The sequence below is a fragment of the Anaerotignum propionicum DSM 1682 genome (assembly GCF_001561955.1).
In the GTDB taxonomy this organism is placed as follows: Bacteria; Bacillota; Clostridia; order Lachnospirales; family Anaerotignaceae; genus Chakrabartyella; species Chakrabartyella propionicum.
The window spans coordinates 2903572-2930263 of record NZ_CP014223.1 but is presented as its reverse complement, the minus strand read 5'-3'; the positions used below and the strand labels follow the sequence as shown (position 1 = coordinate 2930263).

Sequence of the window (26692 nt, the reverse complement as noted above, 5' to 3'; positions counted from 1 at the left end):
TCATAACAGGCATTTGTTATGGGCTACGCTGTAAAAAGTTAAATTAGTTGGCTCATAGCCAAAGTAAGCCCCAAAAAAAGCAATAGAATACCCCTATGTATAGAGAGAATTTCAAGGAGACTATGTGATTATTTTCTTGCTCTTTTACAACGAATCAGAACTTCTTCAATGAAGTCTATGTAATCAAGGGTTGGCTTGGATCTGGGGGCATACATCAGAACACAGGAACCGTGGGCAGGGGCTTCGGCAACTGCCACGCTGGCTCTGATTTTTGCAGAAAAAACAGAGGTATTCAGCTGGCTGGCGATCTCGTTTGCCATATCGGCAACTTCAAGGGCCAGATTTGTACGACTATTATATTTTGTCAACAGCAAGCCCAGAACATTTAATTTTGAGTTATAGAATTTTTTTACTGTCTGTGCAGTCTCTTTTAATTGGCTGACGCCCAAAAGGCTCAGAATTTCGGGAACCATAGGCACAATCAGATGGTCAGAGCAAACATAGGCATTCACTGTTAATATATTTAATGCCGGTGGTGTATCAATTATGATAAAGTCATATTTATCCATGACAGATTCAAGTGCCTCTTTCAGAAGGTACTCTCTGCCGGAGCGGTTGAATTCAAGCTCTGCACTGCTTAACAAAATATTTGAAGGAATGATATCACCGTATTCTGTTTCTTGAATCACATCTTCAATTTTTGCTTCGCCGCGAAAAACATCATAAATCGTTGCTGTATTTTCTATATCAAGACCTAAGGAGAAGCCTAAGTTTCCCTGTGGATCTAAATCTATTCCAAGAACTTTATATTCTTGAAGGGATAAGCCGGTAATAAGCGTTGCGGTGGTTGTTGTTTTCCCTACGCCGCCTTTTTGGTTTGTTAATGTAATGATTACTGACACGAGTATCACCTCATAATTTTTAAATTGTGGTACTGAACTATTAATAAAAGTATACTATATGTCGAAAAATAAGTATAGAGGAAAATTAGATAAGAATGGATATTGAGCACATCATTTACTATATTGAAGGAGGAATACTATGGCAACAATATCAAGCCTCACTTCTACGTCATCTTCCAGTAATGCCTATGGAAGCCAATCCAAGGGGATTGGTGGTCTTGTCAGCGGTTTGAATACCGATGAATTGATTGATGGGATGACGGCGAGCACAAGAAGTAAAATAGCAAAGCAAAAGCAAAATAAAACATTATTGTCATGGAAGACAGATGCATATCGTGCAATCAGCGACAAACTGGTGAGCTTCGCCAATAGTTACACTTCGTACTCATCTGGCACAAACCTTTATAGTGCGAATTTTTACTCAAGAAGTGTAATCACCCCATCGGGTAGTAACAGCAAGTATGTTACAGCCAGTGGAAGTGTTACCGGCGGTCAGCAATTTACTGTAAATGGGATTAAGCAATTGGCACAGGATGCCAACTTTACTACAACAGAAACTTTATCAGATAACTACATACAAACCGAAGCAGTTAATTTTGGAAATGAAGATATCTCGACTATATTGGGGAAAGCTTTTATTGTCCAATATGGAGATAAACAATACACTGCTTTTATGCCTCCAAAAGAAGGGGGCGGCCCTTATACCAATGCGGAAGAAGTAGCCAAAGGGATGAACAAAGCCTTAGAAAATGTAGACATTGGTGGTAATAAAACTTTAGCCAGCGTCATGAATGTGTCTGCTGATGGTGAAACATTAAATTTCAAAAATACCAGTGAAGCCGGCAATGCTTTAAAAATTGTAAATGGCGATGCCGAACTTTTCAAATCTTTGGGAATTATTTCTGGTTCTTCCACCATTATGGATAAAAGTATTACCTCAGCAGGATTAAATGCTCTTGCAGAGATAAACCCGGATGACCTTAAAAAGGAAACAACTTTTGCAGAAAGAATGAAGGGGAAATCCCTTTCCTTTGAATACAATGGCACAAGGAAGGTTATTACCTTTAATGACGAAACAAAATTAAATGAAACAGATTTCAAAAATTATTTGCAAGATGAATTGGATACTGCATTTGGTAAAGGCAGAATTCAATTGACAAAAGGCAGTGATAATACTTTTCAATTTAAAACAGTGCTTCCATCTGGGGCTGAGGATAAATCATCTGTATTATACGTTTCCAGCTCATCCATTGGTATTACGGGAGAGGGCAGCGTTTTTGGCATTGAGAATGGCTCATCAAACAAATTGAATTTGACAACAACCCTAGATAAATCCGGACTAAAAGGTGCTGAAACTGCAGGTCTTGTTGATGGCAACGAATATGAGATTACAATTAATGGGGAAAGCATTAAAATAAAATATGAAAAGGATAAAACTTCCCTGAAGGATATTATTGATGCAATCAATTCTAATAAAAATGCGGATGTCAACATTTCCTATCAAACAAACAGTGACTCGTTCTCCATTGTTTCTACACAAAATGGTGCCTCGGGTTCTGTAAAAATTGGCGCTAGAGATGGTGATGGGAATATAACGCAGTTAAATGAGCTGGAACAACTGCTTTTTGGAAAACGTAAAGCAGACGGGACAATTGATTCCAGCAATAAAGAGTTGAATGGAAAAGAGGTTAAAGGACAGGATGCAATTATCCTAGTAGACTTTGACGGAGAAGGCGGAGCAGATGCGACGGAAATTTCTCGTTCAACAAATTCTTTTAATCTAAATGGAATGAAAATTGTAGCCAATGGTACCTTTGGATATCAGGATAATGGGTCTGGTGTGATGGAATATGTTGGTGGAACAGAAGGAATTAAATTTAGTGCCGGAGTTGATACAGAGAAAGTAATCAAAGCCATCAAGAGTATGATTGATGAATATAACACCTTGGTTGAAGACAGTAATGCGGCTATCAAGGAAAAACGTGACAGAACTTATACACCCCTCACAGATGAACAAAGAAAGGACATGTCGGAGTCTGAAATCACTGCATGGGAGAAGAAGGCGAAAGCAGGGCTGTTGCTTGGAGATTCAGATATATCTAGCTTAGCCAACGATTTAAGATTTGTCTTTATGAAGACAGGCACCGAAAGTAATCAGTTATCGGATATTGGTATTACCGTTTCGTCCAATTGGGCGGATAATGGAAAGATAACACTGGATGAGACTAAGCTCAAAAATGCATTGCAGGATGATCCGGAGAGAGTTAAGGATCTTTTTACAGAAGATTTGAAAGATAATAACCTTATGACAGGCGGGGTTATGTCGAGAATGAAGGCGATCACAGATAAGTATGCTGCAACTGTGGGCGCAACAAAAGGTAAATTAATAGAAAAAGCCGGTAATGTAAAGTCCCCTAGTTCAATGCTTAAAAATGCTTTACTTACGGAGATGAACGATATTGATAAAACAATTAAGAAATATGAAACAAAATTAAAAACAGAGCGGACAAGATATCAGAATCAGTTTACACGATTAGAAGTGGTTATGCAGAAGATGAACACGCAAAGTGGTTGGTTGAGTCAGTATAGTGGCCAGTAATTGGTTGAAAGGATTGGCATACAGTATGAACAATTATGGTTATCAAAATTATAAACAGCAGTCCATTAGCACAATGACCTCCGGTGAGCTATTGACGCTTCTTTTTGATGAATCCGCAAAAAGACTTACAAAGGCAGAAATGGCAGTGAAAGCTGAGAATTATCCTGAGTTTGAAGCATGCATGAACAGGGTTTCGGAAATTATCAGATATCTTGACTCGACTTTAGATAAAACGTATTCCATCGGGCAAGAGATTTCTAAGTTGTATGAGTATTTTCAGTTTCAGATTGCTAGAATTAATGCGGGAAGAAATATTGAGTTGATTCAAAATTTAAGGTCTATGCTTTTGGATCTTAAAAACACCTTCAAAGAAGCGGATCGTATCACTCAGGCGGAGCTGGTGAAAAATTAGAATCGCGGAGGATGAGCCCGGTATGAATACAGCATGGATGGAGATTATTTTGAATCTCCAAAAAAAATATAATAAGGTGAATGAGTTACAGGATGTAACAAAACAAATGTCGGAATGTTTGCAGCGTAACGACTTATATGCGTTCGAGTTGTTCGTAGAAATGCGCACAGAAATCATGCTTGAACTGGACAACTTGCAATACTTACAAGAAGACTTGTTACAGAATTTGTCTGAAGAAGAGCAAGCATTGGCAAAAAGAGCACTGACATTGGACGTAGAAGCTACTTTGCTGGAAAATCCCGATATCAGGAGAATGAACGAGATTTATTGTAAGATAAAAAGAAGCGTGGAAAGTACAATCCAATATGATAAGGCAATTAGCCTTAAAATTGGAGGAGATGATTCTTTTTATAGAAATAAAGGGGAATAAAGGTCTGCGCAGTACATACTTCTTTTGAAAAGAATAAATAAAAAAGGCTTATGCGAGAGTGCATAAGCCTTTAATAATTATAAAGATATGTGAAAAGCCTAGGTGGCTTTTCCGATGGACCAAAATGGCCCGCCTGAACTAGCGGAATATTTTGCTTCATCTAAGATTGTTTGAATATCCCAAGTTTGTTTGCTGTTTTCCGGGCTTTGAGAATCGGCAATCAAAACCTGTCCCTTCGGTGTAACGCCTCGAAGAATGATAAAATGCCCTTGGGAAGTGAATAATCCTCGATCCATGAGCACCACCACCAATTTTCCATTGGATAACTCCTGAACAATGGTTTCTTTCGTCGGGCTTTTCAAACTCTTTGAGGAAAGGCCATAATTCTGTGCGCCTTTTGGAATGATGGAATGGTAGGAGCCACTGTTGTTACAAAAATGACCATTGTCAAAAGCCCATTTTGCAGTGGTTTCCGGAGTCACTTCATTTTCTGTCAGACTGCTTACCACCATAGCAAGGGTGGTTGGGCCACAACCAAAAACACCGATGATATTATCACCACCATAAATCTTTGTTTTCCAGCGGGAATCATTTTGAGAATAATAAATCAAGTCAATTGTGTCGGAATGCAGAATTGTTTCATCTGTTTCCGTTTCTTTATCTTTCTTTTTTGCGGATTCTTTTTTCTCAGCAGCTTTTTTTTCAGCTGCAAGAGCTTTTGCCAAGGCAGCAGCTTCCCGCTTTGCATCAAAAGCCGCCTTTTCTGTTTTCAGCGTCAATACTAGTTGAGAGGCATGCTGGGAGACACCTTTTATAAAATAATCTACATCCCATGGGGTAACCCGAGTAGCAAATAAATACAGAAAGAACAAAAAGCTGATATATGTTCCAACAAATGCTGTACTAAAAAATTTTTTAAATGTATTTTTTTTCCGTTTTCGTTTTTTCATATAATCCAACCATATTTTCCTTTGCTCACATCACCAAGAACTTTTCCATTTTGCATTGTTATCACGCGTTTTTTCATGATATCCACAAACTCTTTTGCGTGGGTGGCAATTATGATTGTGATTCCCAATTGATTGATTTCATTAAATAAAGACATGATATCGAGGGAAGAATCATAATCCAGATGGGCAGTGGGTTCGTCAGCTATTATAATTTTTGGATTATTTATCACAGCCCTTGCCATAAGAACTTTGAAGGTCTCACCGCCTGACAAATTACTTGGATAGTCATACATTTTTTTACTCATTCCAACCAAACCAAGGGCTAAGGGGATAGATTCGCGAATGGATTTACTGGAATGACCTGTTGCTAACATGGGTATCTCTAAATTTTGATAAATTGTTTTATGTTCAATCAATAAACAATCATAATTAATGATACCCAAAAGTCTTCTGTAATAGGGGAAATCTTTATGGTTCAAACTGCCTAGAGAGAGATTATTTACAATGATATCTCCCGTTGTAGGCTTTAACTCCCCTGTAAGAAGGTTGATTAGCGTACTCTTTCCTGAGCCTGTTTGCCCCACAAGAAATACAAAATCCCCATCCTTAATTTCAAGAGAAACATTTTCCACACCCATTTCGTTATTTGGATAGGTTTTTGACACATTATGGAATATAATCAAAATTCTCATGCCTTTCAAATAAGTTTGATTTAGACAAATAAAGCCCTTTTTCTTTCTTTTAGTATAACACCGAAGCGAAAAATTGTATATACTGCTAAATAATAGAAAAGAAAATATTTCAGTGAAATTTTTTATTTCATTATATCCAATTTGGCTGAGATTATAAGGATTCTTTGTAGAATAATTCAAAAAACGCGGAGATAAAACATAATAATTGATAGTATTTATGAGACGGTTTTATATTGAAGAGGGAGAAAATCGGTATTTAGATATCTTAGGAAAGAGTATTGTAATTTTTAATGATATAAGAGCATTAATGCGGATTTTGTAATATGATTGATATTTATTGTAGAATATTGTATATTGAAAAGAAAATCAGTTTTACTCTTTTGATCAATATAAAAGGAGGTCGTTATATGCTTCATGAATTTAAAAAGTTTGCGTTAAAAGGTAACGTAATTGATCTGGCAGTAGGTGTTATCATAGGTGGTGCTTTTGGTAAAATTGTTACTTCATTAGTAAATGATGTTTTGATGCCTATTCTTGGCTTGCTTTTGGGGGGAATCAATTTTGTTGATTTAAAGTACGTCATTACCCCTGGTGTAGGAGATGTCCCAGAAAGTGCAATTTTATATGGTTCTTTCATACAGTCTATTGTGGATTTTTTGATTATTTCATTTTCGATTTTTATTTTCATTAAGATAATTTCAGTGAGAAAAAAAGAAGAAAAGTCTGCGCCCCCACAACCAGCCCCAGAGGTTTTATTACTGGAAGAAATTAGAGATTTATTAAAAGAAAAAGAATAAAATAGATTTTTATAGACACGAAGTTTTTTTCTTTGTGTCTTTTTTCTTTGCTATGGTTTTTAAAATTGTAATTTTAAAATTAATGGGTGCTGTTTTATTGGACAAAATAAAAAAATCTCCTCAAAGTGAGTAGATTTTTGAAATTTTTCATGTGATAAATGAATCCCATTTTTTTAAATATACAAATGATTTCTGTCCCGAAGAACAGCTTTTTTTTGTAAATTTTTCTTGATAGTTCAAGGCTTTATTGATATTTTTAAGAACTTTCTGGTAATACTGCAAAAAGCGGATGATGGGAATCGAACCCACCTCTAAAGCTTGGGAAGCTTTCATTCTACCGATGAACTACATCCGCAAAGATATATATTTATTATACCAGAAGATTGCCAACTGTAAAGCGTGAAATTAAACAAAAATTTTACAAATACGGTGAATATTTTATCGGTTGCTTTTGCTTCCGACGGACATAATAAATTCGCAATCATTATTATTTTTATAGAAATGCGAGGGATGGGTATGGAAAAATTTGTAATTCATCATACAGATTTGCTTCAAGGAAAAGTGCGCATAAGTGGTTCAAAAAATGCAGCTTTACCAATTTTAGCAGCCTGTTTATTAACACATGAGCCCTGCATCATTGAAAATGTTCCTCCTCTCACGGACGTTTTAAATATGCTGGAAATTTTGAAGGGTTTTGGCGCAGAGGTATCCTATGACATGGAAAAAGAAGTTATTTCTATTTGCGCCAGAGAATTGACTTCCATTGAAAGTTTTTATGAGCAAGCAGGGAAGATGCGCGCCTCCTTTCTTGTGGCCGGACCGTTGCTATCCAGATATGGTCAGGCAAGATTGCCCCATCCCGGAGGCTGTCAGATAGGAAGCAGACCCATCGATTTGCATTTAAAGGGCTTTCATACAATGGGGGCAAAGAGCAAGCAGGAACACGGAATCATAGAACTAACGGCAAAAAAATTAAAAGGTGCAAATATTTATTTGGATTTTCCCAGTGTTGGGGCAACGGAAAATATTATGATGGCGGCAGTATTAGCCAAGGGTAAAACGGTAATTGAAAATGCGGCGGCAGAGCCGGAAATCATCGATTTGGCAGATTTTTTGAGAGAATTAGGTGCAGATGTACAAGGTGATGGCACTGATACTGTGGAAATTATTGGTGGGAAAGAGCTTGGAGGTGCAACTCATCAGGTGATTCCTGATAGAATTGAAGCAGGAACTTTCATGGTTGGAGCGGCAATTACGGGAGGAGACATTATTCTAGAGAATGTAAGAGAGGAGCATTTAAAACCGGTGATTGCAAAACTTGCGGAATGCAATGTGAAGATTGAATCAATCCCTGAGGGACTTCATGTTTATCGGAAAGGAAAGCTTCAGCCCTTGCAATTAAAAACAATGCCTTTTCCCGGTTTTCCCACAGATATGCAGGCTCCTTTTATGAGTTTGATGACTATGGCTAAGGGAACCAGTGTAATTACTGAAACTGTTTTTGAAAATCGATTTACTCATGCTGGAGAGCTTCAACGTATGGGGGCGGATATTCGTATTGAGAGCCGCAATGCAGTGATTGAGGGCGTGGATGAATTAACAGGCAGTAAAGTTCGTGCAACGGATTTAAGAGCAGGTGCGGCATTAATTCTTTCAGCTTTAGCGGCAAAAGGGGAAACGGAGATAGGTGACATTCATCATATCGAGCGAGGGTATTATAAAATAGATGAGAAATTAAGAGGATTAGGTGCGGATATTCAACGTACCGAGGAAAATTAGTAATGATATAGGAAATCTTAACTGTATTTTAATTGCCTTACGATTGTTAGGGTGTTATACTGTCAGCAACCTAACAATCGGAGGTGATTATATGGAGTTTCAGTCAAAATTTTGTGTCGAATTGAAATCTATTGTCAATTCTATTTGCAGACAAATTGCCCAACAGCCAAGCAATAAAGAAGCTGAAAATTTAACTACAATGCAAATTTGGATTATGCACTATCTTTATGACAATCAAAACAAAGATGTTTTTCAAAGAGATTTAGAAGCGGATTTTAATATTAGAAGGTCAACTGTATCTGGCATTCTTCAAATTTTAGAAAGAAAAGGATATATTATGAGACAAAGCGTCGCCCATGATGCAAGGTTGAAAAAATAACCCTTACAGAGGAGGCAAATTGTCTTTACCGTGATATTTTACAGCAGCTTTGCCTTATGGAACAGAAAATGACAGAAAACATTTTGGATGAAGAATGGATGGTATTTTATAAGGTTCTCGAGAAGATAAAAGAGAATTTGAATGATATGTAAATGAGAAGTGACAGTGGGGATAAATATAGAAATGAAAATATACATAGCAAAGGATTTGAAACCTTGGGAAGAAAAGAAAGAGAGTGGACTGTATGGAGAATAAAAAGAAGCCATTTATATATTATTGGATATTGGCCTTATTGGCCATGTTCCTATTTAATACCTTTTTACTGCCTTTGTTTACAAAGGATGCAATGGAAAAGGTTAGCTATGATGTGTTTTTAGGTGATTTAAAAAATGAGAATGTCAGTGAAGTACAAGTGAATGAAGATAATATATATTTTATTTTAAAAGGAACCAAAGACGGGGAAACTGGAGTTCAGCCAGAGAAGGTTTATGTAACCAGCCGTATGGATGATAGCATGTTGGTTGATCGGTTGGACAAGGCTGGAGTTAAGTTTAATGAGGTAAAACCGAAGCAATTATCCCCCCTCATTAGTACTGTGATTATGTTAGTTGTATTTGCTTTATTTTGGCGGTTTGTTATGAGTAAGATGACGGGAAAAATGGGCGGCATGGGTGGTAATGCCATGTCCTTTGGAAAGTCAAGCGCAAAAGTTTATGTGAAAGCGCAAACAGGCAAGACTTTCGTAGATGTGGCAGGACAGGATGAGGCAAAGGAAGCCCTCACCGAAATTGTTGATTTCCTTCATAACCCATTCAAATATACAGTTGTAGGGGCAAAGATGCCAAAGGGTGCTTTGCTTGTGGGCCCTCCGGGAACGGGTAAAACCCTTTTGGCGCAAGCTGTTGCAGGGGAAGCAAATGTACCGTTTTTTTCTATCTCTGGCTCGGAATTTGTTGAAATGTTTGTTGGTATGGGTGCGGCTAAGGTAAGGGATTTATTCAAGCAAGCAAACGAAAAAGCTCCATGTATCGTGTTTATTGATGAAATTGATACCATTGGTAAAAAGCGTGATGGGGGCAATGGAATGGGCGGAAATGATGAAAGAGAGCAAACATTAAATCAACTTTTAACGGAAATGGATGGATTTGACGGCAAAAAGGGTGTAGTCATTTTGGCGGCGACAAACAGACCTGAAACGCTGGATAAAGCATTGCTTCGTCCTGGTCGCTTTGATAGGCGCATTCCTGTGGAATTGCCTGATTTACAAGGGCGAGAGTCCATTCTAAAAGTGCATGCACAAAAAGTAACCATGGAAGATAACATTGATTTTGGCCCTATTGCAAGGGCAACTGCCGGAGCATCCGGAGCTGAACTTGCAAATATTATTAACGAGGGTGCCCTAAGAGCCGTTCGATTGGGACGTTCTAAAGTAAGCCAAAGCGATTTAGAGGAGAGTGTAGAGGTAATTTTAGCAGGCTATCAACGAAAGGGAGCTGTCGTTTCAAAGCATGAAAAGGAAATCATTGCCTATCACGAAGTGGGACATGCCTTGGTTGCGGCAAAGCAGAAAAATTCGGCGCCGGTTCACAAAATTACCATTATTCCCAGAACCTCAGGAGCCCTTGGCTACACTATGCAGGTGGACGAAGGAGAATTCTTCCTGATGGATCGGGAAAAAGCATTTAATAAAATTGCAACTTTAACAGGTGGACGTGTAGCAGAGGAGATTTGCTTCAATTCCATAACTACAGGGGCGTCTAATGATATTGAACAGGCGACCCGAATGGCGAGAGCCATGATTACCCGCTATGGTATGAGTGAAGAGTTTGGCATGGTAGCGCTGGAAACGATAAATAATCAGTATTTGGGTGGGGACACAACCTTGGCATGCTCCAACGAAACCGCCGCAAAAATTGATAAAGCTGTCATTGCAATGATTAAGGAAGCCCATGACAAGGCTTATGACATTATCTCTGAAAATAGAGAAAAGATGGATGAAATAGCAGCATATCTTCTTGAAAAAGAGACCATAACCGGGGATGAATTTATGGAGATTCTAAACGGTGAAAAGAAAGGAAGAGATGAACTATAGACCTTGGGCTTCGCCCAAACCTACTTGGGTGTCGATAAAGTTGACACCCTTTTTATTTATTTAAAGCTTTTATTTGTATATTCCAGCATAGTTTTAATCGTATTTGACTTTCTAGAATAGCCAATGAGGTATGGAAATTTTACAACAAAGAAAGAGGTGTCTACAAAGTAGGCACCCCTTTAAAGTTCAAGGTTTATTGAAATAGAAGTGTCATCTGCTCCAAAGATAGTTTTAGGAAGCAATGTGCTGAGCTAAAAGGCTCTGATTTATCCCGCTTGGGCTTGTTTTTTATCCCCTGCATCCCCTAAAGTAACAGGGTCGTTTGTTTGAAAGGAAAGGCTGTGTCCATCGGTTTTCATAACAATTGTACCACTGCGGAAGGTTCCGTAAACGGTGGCACCGCTGTTTAAATAACGTTCCAATACAGCTTTATGGGGATGACCATAGCTGTTTTCCTTTCCCGCAGAAATAACTACATATTCTGGTTTTAATATATCTAAGAATCTTTGGGATGAAGAGGTTTTTGAACCGTGGTGCCCCGCTTTTAATACATTTACCTTGCCAAATTTAGAAAGGGAAGCGGCCTCTGCTTCCTGTTCCATATCTCCGGTAAATAAAACAGAAACTTCACCATAATTTAATTGTGCTACAACGCTATTGTCATTAACATCTTTATAGTGGTCTCCTGTTTCGATGATTTTCAAATTGGCACCATGTCCTAGATCAAGAACTATGTCATTATCAAATAGCACTTTGCAATTGGGCTCATTCTGAGCTGCTTGCCAATAATCTTCATAGGTTTTGGTATCTCTTGTGGCGCCGCTGTCCATAATTTTCGATACATCATAAGCCTTTATCACATCATCTAAACCGCCGATATGATCGGCATCGGGATGGGTGGCAATGACCAAATCCAGATTGCCGTCAATATAATCCTTCAAATAGGCTACGATAGCCTTCCCATCTTTATTATTCCCTCCATCAATAAGCACTTCAAAATCTTGATTATCTATCAAAATGGCATCCCCTTGCCCTACATCGATAAAATGCACGGTTAATACTCCATCTATTTCTTGCGTAATGCTCAGTATATTCTTTTTTGCATCCCAACTGACTTTAGCACCGAAGGCTTCCAAAACAGAACGAATTGGCAAGTAGGTGCGTCCGTCCTTTACAAGGGCGGAGGTATCTGTAGCCTTTTGTATACCATTTATGACCAAATAATTCTTCCCAATGGGAACCTGTACAGTGGTATTTTCCTTATTTAGTGTCACTGTTTTTTCTGCTTCATTCCAAGAAGTTTCGCAGCCATAGGCTTCCATTGTCGCCCGTAGGGGTACCTGCATCCTTCCGTTGTTATCCGTAAAGGGATAGCCTGTCTCTGTTGAAAAAGGAATATTTTGATTATTGATATAAACAGATGCTGTAGAAGGCGCAGCATAAACAATTCCAATAAATAAGTAGAAGCCAATGAGCAAAATGCCGAAATTTAAGTATTTTCTTCCATGCATTTTATCCCGTTTATTTGCCATTATGTGAGCCCCCTTCTTGGTTATATTCTTTTTTCAGGTAGTAAGCCACTTTGTAATAGGGGAGGTCATAGCCCATTTCAGTCAGGCGGTTGGAAATTTTTCTGGGTCCGTCCCCATTTTGATATCGTTCAAAAATAAATTGAGCTACATCCTCGGTTATTTTATTTGTGGGGGGAAGAGAATCGTTTTTTTCTGTCTCTGATTTATCAGACACATCGAAGGGGATATGCTCTAATCCAACGGTGGTAGTAATATCTGTTTTTTCTCCAATATCCTCAATTAACGGAGAGGAGGCGTCAATACTATAATTAATCACATCTCGCATTTGACGAATATTTCTTGGATAAACAGCATTTAATAAAGCATGCTTTGCCTGAGGCGTAAACACCACGTGATAGTGGATTTTTCTAGCCTCCCAAACAGCAGTTTCATATTTTTTCACAAAGTGCAAAAACAACTGCTCTTTTTCCTCTAGAGAACGTTCTTGTAGAGAGGGTAAATACATTTCATATTGTCCCAACCGCTGATAAAGCTCGGGAAGAAAGACCTCATGAAGGTTTTTTGTGGATGCGGCAATGACAATAACGTTGATATCCACCTCTCTGGTATCGCCAATTCGGCGGATTTTCCCCGATTCTATAGCTTTTAAAAGAAGGTTTTGATAGTTTTCAATGGTATGGGCTTCATCTAAAAAAAGAATTCCGCCATTTGCCTGCTCAAAGAGCCCTTTTTTCTTTTTTGAACCGGTGTAAGCCCCCTCTACAGAACCGAAAATCTCCATAGCGGCAATATCCGGGTTTGTAAACTGGGCACAGTTGATTTCGATAAAAGGTGCATTTTTGCTGATTACACCAATCTCTTTGGCATAGTTATAAATTAAATTTGCCAGCATAGTTTTGCCTGTGCCCGATGCGCCTGTAATGATGGAATGACGGGGGCCACCCAAGGAGCCTACTATTTTTTTTGCTTGTCTAAACACACTTTGCATAGTTCCCAGATGAACCACATGGTTAAAATCACCTTCTGGTCTGGTGAGCTTCACCTGTATTTCCAATTGCTTGATTTTGCTGTTTAACTGATCCAGCTCCTGAATATCCTGAAAAACAGAAAAAGCCCCTAAAAATTTGCCATTGTGTATAATGGGATAGGAGTTTACAATATACTTCTTTGGGGGAACAAAATGAATGGTTTTATCCAAAACAGGCTTGCGATCTTGCAGAACAGTCAAAAGGACTGCGGCGGGGTAAAAATCTGTAATTGATTTTCCAATCATCTCTTCCTTCGTTTTCCCCGCATAATTTGCACTGATTTCATTTACATAAACAAGAATACCATCTGTATCTACTACATTTACCCCGTCATTAATCCGATCCAACACATCAGGGAGAATATCCAGAGATAAAAACAGCTCTTTTGTCAGTTTCATTAATAGTTACACCTCAATTTTGTGAGAAATTAATATTATAACAATTACTTTGTTACATTCTAACATTTATTGCAACAATTATCTATCATTAAATTTAGATTTAAGCGTAAAATCAGTAAAGGGCTTGTTTGGCACGCTAATTGCTGATAATATATAATCGTTAGAGAAATAACAATTTAGTATGCTAAATATGAAAATGATTTAAGGAGGAACAAGTTTATGGAGTTTGGCTATTCTAAAGAGCACGTTTTACTGCGAGATCTTTACAAAAAGTTCGCTGAAACAGAGGTTAAACCTTTGGCAGAAGAGCTTGATGAAGAAGAGAGATTTCCTGTGGAATCGATAAGCAAGCTGGCAAGATTCGGGTTTATGGGTATTCCTTTCCCTAAAGAATATGGCGGCGCTGGCGGAGATTATTTATCTTACTCGATGGCAGTGGAAGAGCTTGGCAAGGTTTGCGCAACAACATCAGTAATTGTTTCTGCCCACACATCCTTGTGTGCTGGCCCAATCTATATGTTTGGTACTGAGGAGCAGAAGCAGAAATATTTGGTACCTTTGGCTAAGGGTGAGAAATTGGGTGCTTTTGGTTTAACTGAACCCAGTGCAGGTACTGATTCCTCCATGCAGCAGACAACAGCAAAGCTGGATGGCGATGAATATGTATTGAATGGCACAAAGGTATTCATTACAAATGCAGGCTATGCAGAAATCTATGTAATTATTGCAATGACAGATAAAGCAAAGGGCAACCGTGGTATTTCCGCATTTATCGTGGAAAAAGATACACCCGGGTTCTCTATCGGCAAAAAGGAAAGAAAAATGGGTATTCGCGGTTCCGCAACCTGCGATCTGATTATGGAAAACTGCCGTATCCCCAAAGAAAATCTTTTGGGTAAAGAAGGACAGGGCTTCAAAATCGCAATGCAGACATTGGATGGCGGACGTATTGGTATTGCTTCTCAGGCATTGGGTATTGCAGAAGGCGCTATCGAAGAATGCGTGAAATATGTAATGGAAAGAAAGCAGTTCAAAAAGAGAATTGGCCAGTTCCAGAACACACAGTTTGAATTGGCTGATATGGCAACAAAGGTAGAAGCTACAAAGCTTTTGGTTTACAAAGCAGCTTGTGAAAAAGATGCTCATAGACCTTACAGCCACCTGTCTGCTATGGCAAAATATATGGCTGGTTCTACAGCAAGCGATGTAACAAGAAGATGCGTTCAGTTATTCGGCGGATATGGTTATACAAGAGATTACCCTATGGAAAGAATGATGCGTGACGCAAAAATCACAGAAATCTACGAAGGTACATCCGAAGTGCAGAAAATGGTTATCTCCAGCTGGTTAGGCTTGAAATAATTTGCTACAGATGTGTTTTCCAATGTAAGAACACAATCCTAAAAGATTCCAAAATATGAAAGGAGAAACTTTTCCTATGAAAATAGTTGTTTGTATCAAGCAGGTACCTGATACCGTAGAAGTAAAGATTGATCCAAAAACAGGCACACTGATTCGTGACGGTGTTCCCTCTATTATTAACCACGACGATAAGACAGGCATTGAAGCTGCCTTGACATTGAAAGAAAAAATGGGTGGCACAGTTACTGTTGTATCCATGGGCCCTCCTCAGGCAGATGTTGCTTTGAGAGAAGCATTGGCAATGGGTTGCGACGAAGCTTACCTTGTTTCCGCCAGAGAATTTGGTGGTTCCGATACTTATGCTACATCCGGCATTTTGGCTGCGGCTTTAGATAAAGTTGGCTATGATGTAATTATCACAGGCCGTCAGGCAATCGATGGTGACACAGCTCAGGTTGGTCCTCAGATTGCTGAAAAATTGCACTTGCCTCAGGTTTCTTATGTAGAAGAAATCGTAGATGCAGGAGCGGATTATGTTACTGTAAAAAGACAGTTTGAAGATGGCTATCACATTGTGAAGGTGAAAACACCTTGCCTTTTGACTGCAATTGCAGAATTGGCTGAGCCTAGATATATGTCTGTTGGCGGCGTATTCGAAGCATACACCAAAGAAATCAAAACCATTGGCTTTGAAGAATTGAAGGATGGTTTGGAATTGGATATGATCGGTTTGAAGGGCTCTCCTACAAACGTATACAAATCCTTCACAAAGGAAATGAAGGGTGCAGGTACTGTATTGAACGACCTTACACCTGAACAGGCTGTAGAAGCAATTGTGAATAAATTGGAAGAGAAATTCATTATCTAGTTTAGATAACAGATTTTTCTTGTACATAAAATGTGCCGTGAAAAAAGATTTTGAACGGCAAAGGGTCAGGGCATTTTCTAGGCAAGCTAGGCTATGTTTAGAAAGATGCTGAAAAATTTAAGGAGGAAACACCTATGAGCAAAGGTATTTTTGTAGTAATAGAGCAAAGAAGCGGCAAGGTTCAGAACGTAGGCCTTGAGCTGATCGGCGAATCCACCAGATTAAAAGAAGACCTCAAGGATGAAGTAGTTGCAGTCCTGTTGGGTCATGAAATTGAAGGTCAGGTTGACAAACTTTTCCACTATGGCGCAGACAAGGTTATCCTTGTTGACAGCCCTTATTTGAAAGAGTATGTAACAGAGCCTTATACAAAAGCTATCACAGCAATCGTTAACGAATATGATCCTGAGATCATGCTGTTTGGTGCATCTTCCATCGGCCGTGACGTGGCTCCTCGTGTAGCTAGCCGTGTAAAAACAGGTTTGGTTGCAGATACAACAGGCTTGAGAATGGCAAAGACAGAAGAAGAATTCGCGAAGGAAGCAGCTATGGGCTGTGAAGATCCTACAAGAGCACTTCTTATGACTCGTCCTGCATTCGGTGGTAACATCATGGCAACATTGATGTGCCCTAGAACAAAACCTCAGATGGCAACAGTACGTCCTGGTGTTATGAAGAGAATTGCAAAAGACACAGCAAGAACAGGCGAATTAATCAAATTCAACGTTGATTTTACAGACGCTGATATGAACGTTGAAATTCTTGAAGTTGTAAAGGCTGACAAGAAGGCTGTTGACTTGACAGAAGCAAAATTGATCGTTTCCGGTGGCCGTGGTATTGGTGGTGCACAGGGCTTCGATTTAATCAGAGACGTAGCAGATGCATTGGGCGCAGAAGTTGGTTCTTCCAGAGCATGTGTTGACGCTGGTTGGATTGAAAAAGATCGTCAGGTTGGTCAGACAGGTAAGACAGTACGCCCTGACCTGTACATGGCTTGTGGTATTTCAGGTGCAATTCAGCACGTTGCAGGTATGGAAAACTCCGAATTGGTTATTTCCATCAACAAAAACGACACAGCTCCCATCTTCGAAGTTTCCGACTTGGGTATCGTTGGTGACGTTAAGGTAATCCTGCCTAAATTGGCTGATGCAATCAGAAAATATAAAGCAGCAAAGGCAAACAACTAAGGGTTTGTTTGTCGAATATTTTAATATAAGGCAATACCGTATAAATCCCGCTGGATGCTTTGTAAGCCTATTGGAGTGCTCAGGTTAAAGAATGATGCGGTATTTAACTTAAGAATTTCGCAAGCCCCACGCCTTTTGGCGTCGGGGGCTTTCGGAATGCAGTCAAAGTATAAGCTTTATTTGAATACAATATACAGTATTCCTTATTCTTTGACGCAATATATAGTATCACTTTTTACAAATGGGTTTGTTTTTAAATCGATAAGGGGGTTGTCGAGATGGAGAGTAATTCTATTTTTTTCCCTGGCTATACAGCTGGGGAGAACGCATATCGTGAGATAGAAGCTGTATGTTCACCTTATGGGACAAAGGCGGTAGTCATTGGCGGCAAAACAGCGATGGAAAAGACCAAAGAGTATTTATTGGAAGCAACGCAGGGGAGCTCCGTAAAAATTACCGATTTTATTTGGTATAAAGGAGAGGCGGCTTTTGAGTACGCTGAGGAATTGCAGCAATTGGATGTGGTAAAAGAAGCAGATATGGTTTTTTGCGTCGGGGGCGGCAAAGCGATTGATTGTGCAAAGTTGGTTGCAGATCATCTGAAAAAACCTTATTTCACTTTCCCTACCATTGCAGCGACCTGCGCGTGTATTTCCGCATTGGGAATTTATTATCACACAAATCATGTATTCCGTGATTTTTTCCGTGTGGAAAGACCACCTGTGCATGTATTTATTTCAACAAAGGTTATCGCAGAGGCTCCAGAGGTATATCTTTGGGCAGGTATTGGCGACGGCATGAGCAAGGAAGCGGAAGTTAAATTTTCTGCAAGAGGCAAAGAGTCGGAATTAACCTTATCCGAGCAGGCTGGGGTTGCTATGTGCAGCTGCTGTACAGAGCCTTTGCTGAAATATGGTATCCAAGCTATGGAAGATTGTCGGTTAAACCGCCCTTCCGAGGCCATTGAGCAGGTTGCTTTGGATATTTTCATTAACACTGGTATGGTATCTAATATGGTAGATTCCCATAAGTATAATACCAATTTGGCACATGCGCTGTTTAACAGTATGACCATGCTGCCTCAGGTTGAGGAAAGACATCGTCATGGCGAAGTTGTTTCTTACGGCACATTGGTTTTATTGACACTGGATAAGCAGTATGACTTATTGGATCGTTTCTTTGCGTTCTACAAGGGAATGAACTTACCTACAAAGCTGTCTGATATTGAGGTTTCCGTTGAGGAATTGGATCCTGTTTTAGAGGCAGCAGTTAAAAAGTATGATTTGGACTATACGCCTTATGAAATCACCACTGATATGATTAAGGCAGCAATTTTGGAGCTTGAGGATTTTAATCTGAAGGCAACCGCTTAATGTAATACATAGAGTGAAACTTTTGAGGCAAAGGAGAAATCCTTTGCCTCGGATTGTTCATTGGAATGATTTTCAACAGGAGAGGTTATCCTTTGTTTGTAAAAATGTAAAGCCTATGTTTCCAGGATTTGTAATAAAAAATCCGTGTAAAGCAGTGGGGCTTTTTTTCTTTGCTGTTTTCAAAATACCTGCTACTTTTAGCCTTTTTTGAAGCTTGACAGCTGTGACATATGCTTTTATACTTGTGAAGAGAAAAATTAGACTTAAGGAGTGCGTAGAATGGCATATTTTCCAAGAATAGGCATGCGTATGATTAAAACAGCAATCGCTGTGGGAATATGTTTTTTAATCAGCAGTTTAACGGGCGGAAATGGTAAGCCTATTTTTTCTGCTATTGCTGCAATTATTTGCATGCAGCCTTATGTGGAGCATAGTGTGGATGTGGCTTTTAACCGTATTATTGGAACGATCATAGGGGCAGTTTTCGGGTTGATTGCGGCATCTGTGAGCTTATACATTCCTCCTGAATATGAGTATGTGCATTTTTTGGTGATATCCTTAACGGTTATCCCTGTTTTATACACAACAGTGTTGTTAAAAAAACCAGGAGCCTCAGCTTTAGCGGGGGTTGTTTTATTAAGTGTTACTTTAAGCACTGGCGATTCCACACCCCTTATGGATGCAGTCAATCGTTCTGTGGAAACCATCGTGGGGATTTTAGTCTCTTTGGGAGTAAATATGGCTCATTTACCCCGACGCAAAGAGAAGGACTTTCTTTTTGTATCTGGGTTTGATGGGGTAATCTATGGAGAAAAAACCGGAATGACCCCCTATAGCATTTTTGAATTGAATCAGTTGCTAAAGGATGGCATGGCGTTTACCATTGCAACGGAACGTACGCCTGCATCACTAATGGCGGATATAGGCATGCTTCATATGAAATTGCCAATTATCGCAATGGATGGGGCTGTGCTTTATGATATGAATGAGAAGCGTTATTTAGCTTGTCACGGTCTTTCCAAGGCGATGACGGAGAAGATTGAAGCTTTTTTGCGGGAGCTGGATTTACATTATTTTTTAAACGTAGTTTGGCAGGATGTTCTGCTGATTTATTATCATGACTTTAAAAATGAAGAAGAACAAAAGCTTTATCACCAACTGCGTCTTTCCCCCCATAGAAACTATGTTTATGGAGAGCGTCCCGAGGAGGGCATTGTAGTTTATATTCTCCTTGTAGTAAAGGATGAGACTGCGGACTTTGTTACGGAAAAATTGGTTGAAATAGATAAAGAGAGAGAACTTCTCTTTTTGAGGGATAAATTGGAGACCCCAAAAGACTACTGTCATTTAAAAATTTATCATAAAAATGCCACAAAGGAATATATGATGAATAGGCTTTTGGAAAAGATGCCTCAGAAAAAAACGGTGGTTTTCGGAAGTAACAAGAATGATGCGTCCATGATGCAGGCAGCAGACTTGTCCTTTGTAACGGTTGATGCCAGCGAAGATGCCGTAAAGGCGGCGGACTATCAGCTAAGGGGCGCAGGTGACAGCATTGTCCGTAAGATGTTCCACATATATGAGCCTTTGCCTTGGCAATCTTTGCCTAAAGAGCTGAGGAATGAAAAAAAGAAAAAGGTGAAATGAAATGCAGAAAGAATTACACGAGTTATCCAGAGCAGAGCTTTTGTTGGGGGAAGACGGTTTAAGCAAGTTAAAGCAGGCAAAGGTCGCTGTTTTTGGAATAGGTGGAGTCGGCTCCTTTGCCACGGAAGCATTGGCAAGGGGAGGAATCGGGCATTTAACCCTGATTGATGGTGATTGTGTGTCCTTAACAAACATGAACCGCCAGCTCATTGCAACCCAAAAAACTGTGGGGCAGTTTAAAACAGAGGTAATGAAAGAACGTATTTATGATATTTTACCGCAAACAACAGTGGAGACACATTCTGTTTTTTTTACCAATGAAAACAGAGGTTTGATTGATTTTGGGAAATACGATTATATCGTGGATGCCATAGATATGATTACCTCCAAAATAATATTAATTGAAGAGGCAAAAAAAGCAGGCGTGCCCATCATTAGCTGTATGGGAACGGGAAATAAGATTGACCCTTCCAAATTTGAAGTGGCGGATATTGCAAAGACCTCTGTTTGTCCTTTGGCGAAGGTGATGCGCAAAGAACTGAAAGATAGAGACATACGAGACGTTAAGGTGGTTTTTTCCAAGGAACTGCCGAGAAAACCACGGGAGTCTGGGGAAAGCGGAAAGAGACAGATACCGGGCAGCCTCTCTTTTGTGCCTCCGTCAGCCGGGATGGTTTTAGCAGGTGAGGTAATTTGCCATTTGGCGGAGATTGTGCGGGATTAAAAAAAGTCCAAGTGGCGAATAAAGTAAAAAAATTCCAGAAAATATCGGAAAAGTGGAGAGAACTATTAAGAAAAAGAAGCATTTCTTATATTTTTCTGAAACATTTCAAAATCCCTTGAAAGGGCATATATATTTGGATAGAATAAATGTAACCATAAATTTATGAATTCTTATCTTCTTCACTGAAAGCACCACTTTACTCATGCGGTGTCTGATTGGCAGGCTATGAATGTGAAGGCGGATGAAAAAAGAATCCCTAGGATGGGCATTGCCCCAGTCCAGAGGAATAGGCGTTTCAATGACCTTTTGGTAGCAAGGGCGCAACTATTTGTTAAAGGATAATTGAAAAAGGCTAAAAGCAAATGAGCTTTTTTCAATGGATGTCGACCTTATGGACATCCTGATCCCGTAATTTTTATGGTTTCTGATGAATTGCTAAAGGAGGTGTTAGGGTGAAAAATAAAATTAAAGTTGCAATCACTATGGCTTTATGTGTAATGGTTTTCTTAAGTGGATGCAATGCAAAACCTACCTCCAATGTGGAAGTAGCTTTGGCCGAAGGCGGAACAGAGAATTATATTGCTTCGGCGAAGGCGAAGCTGGAAGCAGCCCCAAGCTTTGCCGCTGATTTTTATGCAGAGGCGCAAATGGGTAAAGAGGAAGACAAAACAATTTCAAAAGCTAAAATTGAAATGCTTCGAGAACCATTGGCAGTGGGGATTTTAACTCAAGACTTGTTTGGAAAGACAACGATGGATTCTCAAATGTATTTGGAAAAAGTGAATGATGATGTAAACATGTATATGTCATATGATGGACAGTGGACAGAAATGACATTGGCAGAAGAAAATGCGAAGAAGTTTGTGGGCATGTATGATGCCGTTAAGGATATGAGTATTTTGTTGGATGCAGGGGATAAATGGAAGCTGGTTTCTGCAAAAAGCGGTATTGTGACCATAACCGGAGAGATACCGGCGCAAAAGGTTTATGACGTATCCGAAGCGGGATTTTTCCTACAGATTGCGGGAATGAATGGTGTTGGTGAAAATTATTATTCTGATGTGGAAGCAGTTCCCTTTGAAATTCAGTTAAAAGAGGATGGAACACCCCTTTCCTTTACCGTTGATTTTGGGAAAACCTTAGAAACTGTTATGAACCATGTTTTGCAGGAATTGGGGCAGGAAGGTACTGAGTCTATCAAGGTTGAAAAATATACGATTACGCAAAATATTTCTAAGCTGGGAGAAGTGAAAAAGATAGATATTCCATCTGGAGCGAGAAGTGCCATTAATTATGAAAAAGAAATTTCTTTGATAGAAAGCAATTCTGCAAAGGATAAAAAGTAGATAAAGCGTGTGCTTTTTCAGGCACATGAAAAAACCTTGAAAGAGCAGTGCATTTTTCAAAGAATAGTTACTTTATTTCGATAGCCTGAGACCCTTGTGAAAACAGGGGTTTTATTTTTTTGGTAAAATGAAGAGGAAAGGGATGAATTTCAGTAAAAAAACGTAAGAAGTGCTGATAATGAATGGATTTCATAAATAATACTGTTTTTTTTGTGGGATGATGCTATAATAAAAAGGATTGACTTGAAAAAAGGAGAGAATATACTATGATCGCAGCACAAGGTGTCAGCCTTCAATACGGGGGCAGAGTGCTTTTTAATGATGTAAATATTAACTTTACAAAAGGAAATTGTTATGGACTCATTGGTGCCAATGGCGCCGGAAAGTCTACTTTTTTAAAAATTTTATCTGGGGAAATTGAACCCAACAAAGGTTCTGTATTTATAACTCCCGGCGAAAGAATGGCTGTTTTGAAGCAGGATCACTTCCTGTTTGATGAATTGGAAGTTGTTCAGACGGTTTTGTATGGTCATAAAAGATTGTATGAAATTATGAAGGAAAAAGAAGAGCTTTATTCCAAGGCGGATTTTACCGATGAGGATGGTATTAAGGTTTCTGAGCTGGAAGGGGAATTCGCAGAATTGGACGGATGGTCTGCAGAATCTAATGCGGAAATCTTGTTAAACGGCTTGGGTATCACCAATGAATTGCATTATGTAAAAATGAAGGAATTGACAGGTACCCAGAAGGTAAAGGTGCTTTTGGCTCAGGCGTTATTTGGAAATCCTGATATTTTACTTCTGGACGAGCCAACCAACCATTTGGATATTCATGCAATCAGATGGTTAGAAGACTTCTTAATGAACTTTGAAAATACCGTTATTGTTGTATCCCATGATAGACATTTCTTAAACAAGGTTTGTACCAATATTGCGGATATTGATTATGGTAAAATTACAATGTTTGTTGGTAACTATGATTTCTGGTATAGCTTTACCCAGTTGACCCAGCGTCAAATTAAAGACCAGAATAAACGGACAGAGCAGAAAATGAAGGAATTACAGGAATTCATTCAGCGCTTTAGCGCAAATGCTTCTAAGGCTAAGCAGGCGACCAGCAGAAAGAAATTGTTGGATAACCTTCAGATGGATACCGTTAAGCCTTCCAGTAGACGCTATCCCTTCTGTAGCTTTAAGCAAGATAGAGAAGTGGGAAATGATGTTTTATTGGTAGAGAATATTTCTAAAACAATTGATGGCAAAAAGATTTTGGATAACATTAGTTTTATGATTCGTCCTAACGAAAAGGTTGCCTTTGTAGGCAAGGACGAAATTGCAAGAACTGCTTTATTCCAGATTTTGATGGGGGAAATGGAGCCTGATGAAGGCAAATTCAAATGGGGCATTACAACCAAAACAGGATATTTCCCTAAGGATAATTCAGAATATTTTGAAGGCTGCAAAGAATCTTTGATTGAGTGGCTGAGACCCTTTGCCAAGGAAGGCGAGCAGTATGATGCGGATATTCGTGGATGGCTTGGACGCATGCTCTTTAGTGGTGAGGAAGCTTTGAAATCTGCCAATGTTCTGTCCGGTGGTGAAAAAGTTCGTTGCATGCTTTGTAAGATGATGATGAGCGGTGCCAACGTATTGATTATGGACGAGCCCACAAACCATTTGGATTTGGAGGCAATCACCGCGTTAAACGAAGGTTTGTCTGAATATAAAGGTACACTGCTTTTTGATTCTCATGACCATCAGTTTGTACAGACCATTGCTGATAGGATTATTGAAATTCTACCAGGTGGAATCATTGACAGACAAATGACTTATGATGAATATTTGGAAGATGAAGAGATTAATAATTTGCGCTTAAAATTGACAGAGGAGGCGTAAGGGTTGATTAACGGAAAAATTGATTTCAGAAGTGACACAGTAACTGTACCAACGGAAGAAATGAGAAAAGCAATGGCAAGCGCTGTGGTTGGCGATGACGTTTACGGAGACGACGCCACAATCAATGAGCTGGAGAGATTGGCTGCTGAAATTTTTGGCAAAGAAAGTGCCCTTTTTGTTCCCACGGGGACAATGGCCAATCAGCTTGCTTTATTCACCCATGTACAAAGGGGTGAGGAGGTTATCCTTCCTGATAACTGCCATATAATTGCCCATGAGGTAGGGGCGTCCGCAATCATTGCAGGTGCACAGTTGCGCTCTGTACCCAATGTTAAGGGTGAAATGTCTCTGGATTTGGTTGAGCACTATATCAGAAAAGACCCAGATGATATTCATCAACCAAGAACTGCGCTGATTAGTTATGAAAATGCAGATTCTGATGGTCAGGTACGGTCTTTGGAGTATATGAAACAAGTGAAGGCGCTTGCTGAAAAATATCAATTGCCCGTTTATGTTGATGGTGCACGTATCTTTAATGCAGCTACTTATTTAAATGTGGATGTAAAAGACATGGCGCAATATACAGATACCATTTCTGTGTGCTTGTCCAAAGGCCTTTGTGCTCCCGCCGGGTCCCTATTGATGGGTAGCAAAGAGTTTATTACCAAGGCGAGAAGAAAGCGGAAAATTCTTGGTGGCGGTATGCGTCAGGTGGGTATTTTGGCGGCAGCGGGTATTCTTGCACTGAAGGAAATGTCAAGAAGATTGCAGGAAGATCATGATAATGCAAAATATTTGTGTACAAGCTTGAAAGAAGTTGAAGGCTTGGAGGTTTATGAGGAACGTCAGCAAATTAATATGGTGTTTTTCCGCCTAAAGGACTTCCCCATGGATTCTGCTACATTGGTAAAATATATGGCTGAGCATGATGTACGCATCAACGGTGAGGACAACGGAATGATGCGGTTTGTGACCCATAATTATGTTTCCAAGGAAGAAATTGATAAGGTTGTGCAGTTGTTAAAAGATGATGCTCGATAAAAGTGTTGCCCTCGTATTTCGGGGGCAGCTTTTTTATTCATAAGGGGGAATGGTTGCCATTCTAAGGTCTATGGGCATATTATAAAGTAATTTTAGTGGGGTTTATAGTGCAAGCAATTTCTTGAAGACTTGATTACCTGAATGAATTGTAAACCGATGTAAGAATGAAAATATTTATGGGGGAATGTAAATGTGGAAGATTTTTTTGGTTTTGGCAATGGGTTTTGCAATTGGTTTTTTTGGACTACTTAAGGAAAAACAAATTAAATTAAATTGTCGTCTGGAAACCCTCTGGCTTATGCTCTTGATTTTTTGCATGGGGGTTAGCATAGGCAGAAATGGCGATGTGATTCGGAATTTACCTGTATTGGGCGGGAAGGCTCTGTTATTTGCCATTTCATCAGTTATTGGCAGTATCCTTTTTGTATTTCTTTTGAGTAAGCTGTTTTTTGAAAAGGAGGGGGAAAAATGAGTATAGCCATTTTAATTGTACTGGCATTGGGCATTCTTGGAGGCATGTATATGCCTATGGAGATAGCAGCTTTTTTAGATGAAGCATCTTCTTTTATGCTTTTGATATTATTATTTTCAGTTGGCATAGATTTGGGGCTAAATCGTCAAGTTTTTAGTCAGGTGCGCCAATTGGGCTTTCGCATTCTCCTGATTCCTCTCGGTGTAATTTTAGGTTCCTTGTGTGGTGGTGCCATTGCAGCACTGATTACCCAGATGCATTTTAAAGAAGGAATGGCAATTACCGCAGGCTTGGGTTGGTACAGCTTATCTGGAATCATTTTAACAAATGCGGGAAATCCTGTTGGAGGAACCATATCCTTTTTATCTAACGTATTTCGTGAAATGCTTACCTTTATTCTAATTCCTTTTTTGGTGAAATACTTAAATTCTTATAGTGCCATTGCGCCAGCAGGGGCGACAGCTATGGATACTACTTTGGGGATGATTAGTAAACATACTGATGGCAAGACGGCTGTCATTGCTTTTATGAGTGGAATCACTTGCACGTTGCTTGTGCCTGTTTTAATACAATTTTTTCTGTAGGAGAAAAAAATTGAAGAAATCCCTTGACTTTTTTGGTCGAATATATTATTATTACTTAGCGAGTTGTCCACATGCGGATGTGGCGGAATTGGCAGACGCGCTAGATTCAGGTTCTAGTCGGGGTTTCCTGGTGCAGGTTCAAGTCCTGTCATCCGCATCAATGTAATTAGAATTACCCATAAACTCAACGGTTTTTACACTTG

Annotated in this window: 23 protein-coding genes and 2 tRNA genes; 19 read left to right on the top strand and 6 right to left on the bottom strand. The window is 39.3% G+C overall.

Annotation, left to right across the window (positions count from 1 at the left end; all coding sequences use genetic code 11):
• Positions 1-128: 128 nt before the first annotated feature.
• Positions 129-902 (bottom strand): ParA family protein, encoded by a 774-nt coding sequence (locus CPRO_RS13790; RefSeq protein ID WP_066053084.1) that lies wholly within the window; start codon positions 900-902, stop codon positions 129-131.
• A gap of 139 nt (positions 903-1041) precedes the next feature.
• On the opposite strand from CPRO_RS13790, the gene fliD reads away from it, so the two are divergent.
• Genes fliD through CPRO_RS13775 form a run of 3 tightly spaced genes read left to right on the top strand, consistent with a single transcriptional unit; the run spans position 1042 to position 4343 of the window.
• On the top strand, positions 1042-3501 hold the full coding sequence (fliD, locus tag CPRO_RS13785) for a flagellar filament capping protein FliD (RefSeq protein ID WP_066053081.1): 2460 nt from the start codon (positions 1042-1044) through the stop codon (positions 3499-3501).
• Between the two features lie 25 nt (positions 3502-3526).
• Complete coding sequence (locus CPRO_RS13780; RefSeq protein ID WP_066054093.1) at positions 3527-3913, top strand: flagellar export chaperone FliS; 387 nt, start codon at positions 3527-3529, stop codon at positions 3911-3913.
• A 22-nt stretch (positions 3914-3935) separates the two neighbouring features.
• Complete coding sequence (locus tag CPRO_RS13775; RefSeq protein ID WP_066053080.1) at positions 3936-4343, top strand: hypothetical protein; 408 nt, start codon at positions 3936-3938, stop codon at positions 4341-4343.
• Between the two features lie 98 nt (positions 4344-4441).
• Here CPRO_RS13775 and CPRO_RS13770 read toward each other — a convergent pair whose 3' ends face one another.
• A complete protein-coding gene (locus CPRO_RS13770; protein ID WP_143149011.1) occupies positions 4442-5293 on the bottom strand; it encodes a C39 family peptidase in 852 nt (283 codons plus the stop codon).
• Complete coding sequence (locus CPRO_RS13765) at positions 5290-5976, bottom strand: cell division ATP-binding protein FtsE (RefSeq protein WP_066054088.1); 687 nt, start codon at positions 5974-5976, stop codon at positions 5290-5292. Before CPRO_RS13765 ends, CPRO_RS13770 begins: the two co-directional genes overlap by 4 nt.
• Positions 5977-6392: 416 nt before the next feature.
• Between CPRO_RS13765 and mscL the strand changes: the two genes are divergently transcribed.
• Entirely contained in the window at positions 6393-6782 is a 390-nt protein-coding gene (gene mscL, locus CPRO_RS13760; protein WP_066053076.1) for a large-conductance mechanosensitive channel protein MscL, read from the top strand.
• Positions 6783-7066: 284 nt separating this feature from the next.
• Here mscL and CPRO_RS13755 read toward each other — a convergent pair.
• Positions 7067-7137: transfer RNA gene (locus CPRO_RS13755), tRNA-Gly, on the bottom strand.
• A gap of 161 nt (positions 7138-7298) precedes the next feature.
• On the opposite strand from CPRO_RS13755, the gene murA reads away from it, so the two are divergent.
• The 3 genes from murA to ftsH all read left to right on the top strand — a co-directional run bounded on the left by murA (position 7299) and on the right by ftsH (position 11032).
• Positions 7299-8561, top strand: coding sequence for a UDP-N-acetylglucosamine 1-carboxyvinyltransferase (gene murA / locus CPRO_RS13750; RefSeq protein ID WP_200777687.1), 1263 nt, complete (start codon positions 7299-7301; stop codon positions 8559-8561).
• 91 nt (positions 8562-8652) lie between these two features.
• A complete protein-coding gene (locus CPRO_RS13745) occupies positions 8653-8940 on the top strand; it encodes a MarR family transcriptional regulator (protein WP_066053073.1) in 288 nt (95 codons plus the stop codon).
• A gap of 244 nt (positions 8941-9184) precedes the next feature.
• The gene (gene ftsH, locus CPRO_RS13740; RefSeq protein ID WP_066053071.1) at positions 9185-11032 is read left to right on the top strand and encodes an ATP-dependent zinc metalloprotease FtsH; all 1848 of its coding nucleotides are present in this window, start codon (positions 9185-9187) and stop codon (positions 11030-11032) included.
• 266 nt (positions 11033-11298) lie between these two features.
• Here the strand turns inward: ftsH and CPRO_RS13735 are convergent, their stop codons facing one another.
• Both CPRO_RS13735 and CPRO_RS13730 read right to left on the bottom strand, forming a co-directional pair.
• Positions 11299-12564 carry a stalk domain-containing protein gene (locus CPRO_RS13735; protein ID WP_066053066.1) on the bottom strand — a complete coding sequence of 422 codons (1266 nt, stop codon included), beginning with the start codon at positions 12562-12564 and terminating at the stop codon, positions 11299-11301.
• Positions 12554-13990 (bottom strand): sigma 54-interacting transcriptional regulator, encoded by a 1437-nt coding sequence (locus CPRO_RS13730; RefSeq protein WP_066053063.1) that lies wholly within the window; start codon positions 13988-13990, stop codon positions 12554-12556. The genes CPRO_RS13735 and CPRO_RS13730 overlap by 11 nt, the downstream gene beginning before the upstream one ends.
• A 219-nt stretch (positions 13991-14209) precedes the next feature.
• Between CPRO_RS13730 and CPRO_RS13725 the strand changes: the two genes are divergently transcribed.
• The 12 genes from CPRO_RS13725 to CPRO_RS13670 all read left to right on the top strand — a co-directional run bounded on the left by CPRO_RS13725 (position 14210) and on the right by CPRO_RS13670 (position 26646).
• Positions 14210-15352, top strand: coding sequence for an acyl-CoA dehydrogenase (locus CPRO_RS13725; protein WP_066053060.1), 1143 nt, complete (start codon positions 14210-14212; stop codon positions 15350-15352).
• Positions 15353-15428: 76 nt separating this feature from the next.
• Positions 15429-16220, top strand: a complete 792-nt coding sequence (locus CPRO_RS13720) for an electron transfer flavoprotein subunit beta/FixA family protein (protein WP_066053059.1) — start codon at positions 15429-15431, stop codon at positions 16218-16220.
• Positions 16221-16354: 134 nt separating this feature from the next.
• Positions 16355-17407, top strand: a complete 1053-nt coding sequence (locus CPRO_RS13715) for an electron transfer flavoprotein subunit alpha/FixB family protein (protein ID WP_066053056.1) — start codon at positions 16355-16357, stop codon at positions 17405-17407.
• A gap of 278 nt (positions 17408-17685) precedes the next feature.
• Positions 17686-18780 carry an iron-containing alcohol dehydrogenase family protein gene (locus tag CPRO_RS13710; RefSeq protein WP_066053054.1) on the top strand — a complete coding sequence of 365 codons (1095 nt, stop codon included), beginning with the start codon at positions 17686-17688 and terminating at the stop codon, positions 18778-18780.
• A 279-nt stretch (positions 18781-19059) separates the two neighbouring features.
• The gene (locus CPRO_RS13705) at positions 19060-20427 is read left to right on the top strand and encodes an HAD hydrolase family protein (RefSeq protein ID WP_066053052.1); all 1368 of its coding nucleotides are present in this window, start codon (positions 19060-19062) and stop codon (positions 20425-20427) included.
• A 1-nt stretch (position 20428) separates the two neighbouring features.
• Positions 20429-21151 carry a tRNA threonylcarbamoyladenosine dehydratase gene (locus CPRO_RS13700; protein ID WP_066053049.1) on the top strand — a complete coding sequence of 241 codons (723 nt, stop codon included), beginning with the start codon at positions 20429-20431 and terminating at the stop codon, positions 21149-21151.
• A gap of 452 nt (positions 21152-21603) precedes the next feature.
• On the top strand, positions 21604-22497 hold the full coding sequence (locus CPRO_RS13695) for a hypothetical protein (protein ID WP_066053047.1): 894 nt from the start codon (positions 21604-21606) through the stop codon (positions 22495-22497).
• A 266-nt stretch (positions 22498-22763) separates the two neighbouring features.
• Positions 22764-24392 (top strand): ABC-F family ATP-binding cassette domain-containing protein, encoded by a 1629-nt coding sequence (locus tag CPRO_RS13690; RefSeq protein WP_066053044.1) that lies wholly within the window; start codon positions 22764-22766, stop codon positions 24390-24392.
• Positions 24393-24395: 3 nt separating this feature from the next.
• Positions 24396-25433: a low-specificity L-threonine aldolase gene (ltaE, locus tag CPRO_RS13685; RefSeq protein ID WP_330383847.1), complete on the top strand. Its 1038-nt coding sequence runs from the start codon at positions 24396-24398 to the stop codon at positions 25431-25433.
• 190 nt (positions 25434-25623) lie between these two features.
• A complete protein-coding gene (locus tag CPRO_RS13680; RefSeq protein WP_082754377.1) occupies positions 25624-25905 on the top strand; it encodes a LysO family transporter in 282 nt (93 codons plus the stop codon).
• Positions 25902-26489 carry a LysO family transporter gene (locus tag CPRO_RS13675; protein WP_066053042.1) on the top strand — a complete coding sequence of 196 codons (588 nt, stop codon included), beginning with the start codon at positions 25902-25904 and terminating at the stop codon, positions 26487-26489. The genes CPRO_RS13680 and CPRO_RS13675 overlap by 4 nt, the downstream gene beginning before the upstream one ends.
• Positions 26490-26562: 73 nt before the next feature.
• Positions 26563-26646: transfer RNA gene (locus CPRO_RS13670), tRNA-Leu, on the top strand.
• Positions 26647-26692: the final 46 nt, after the last annotated feature.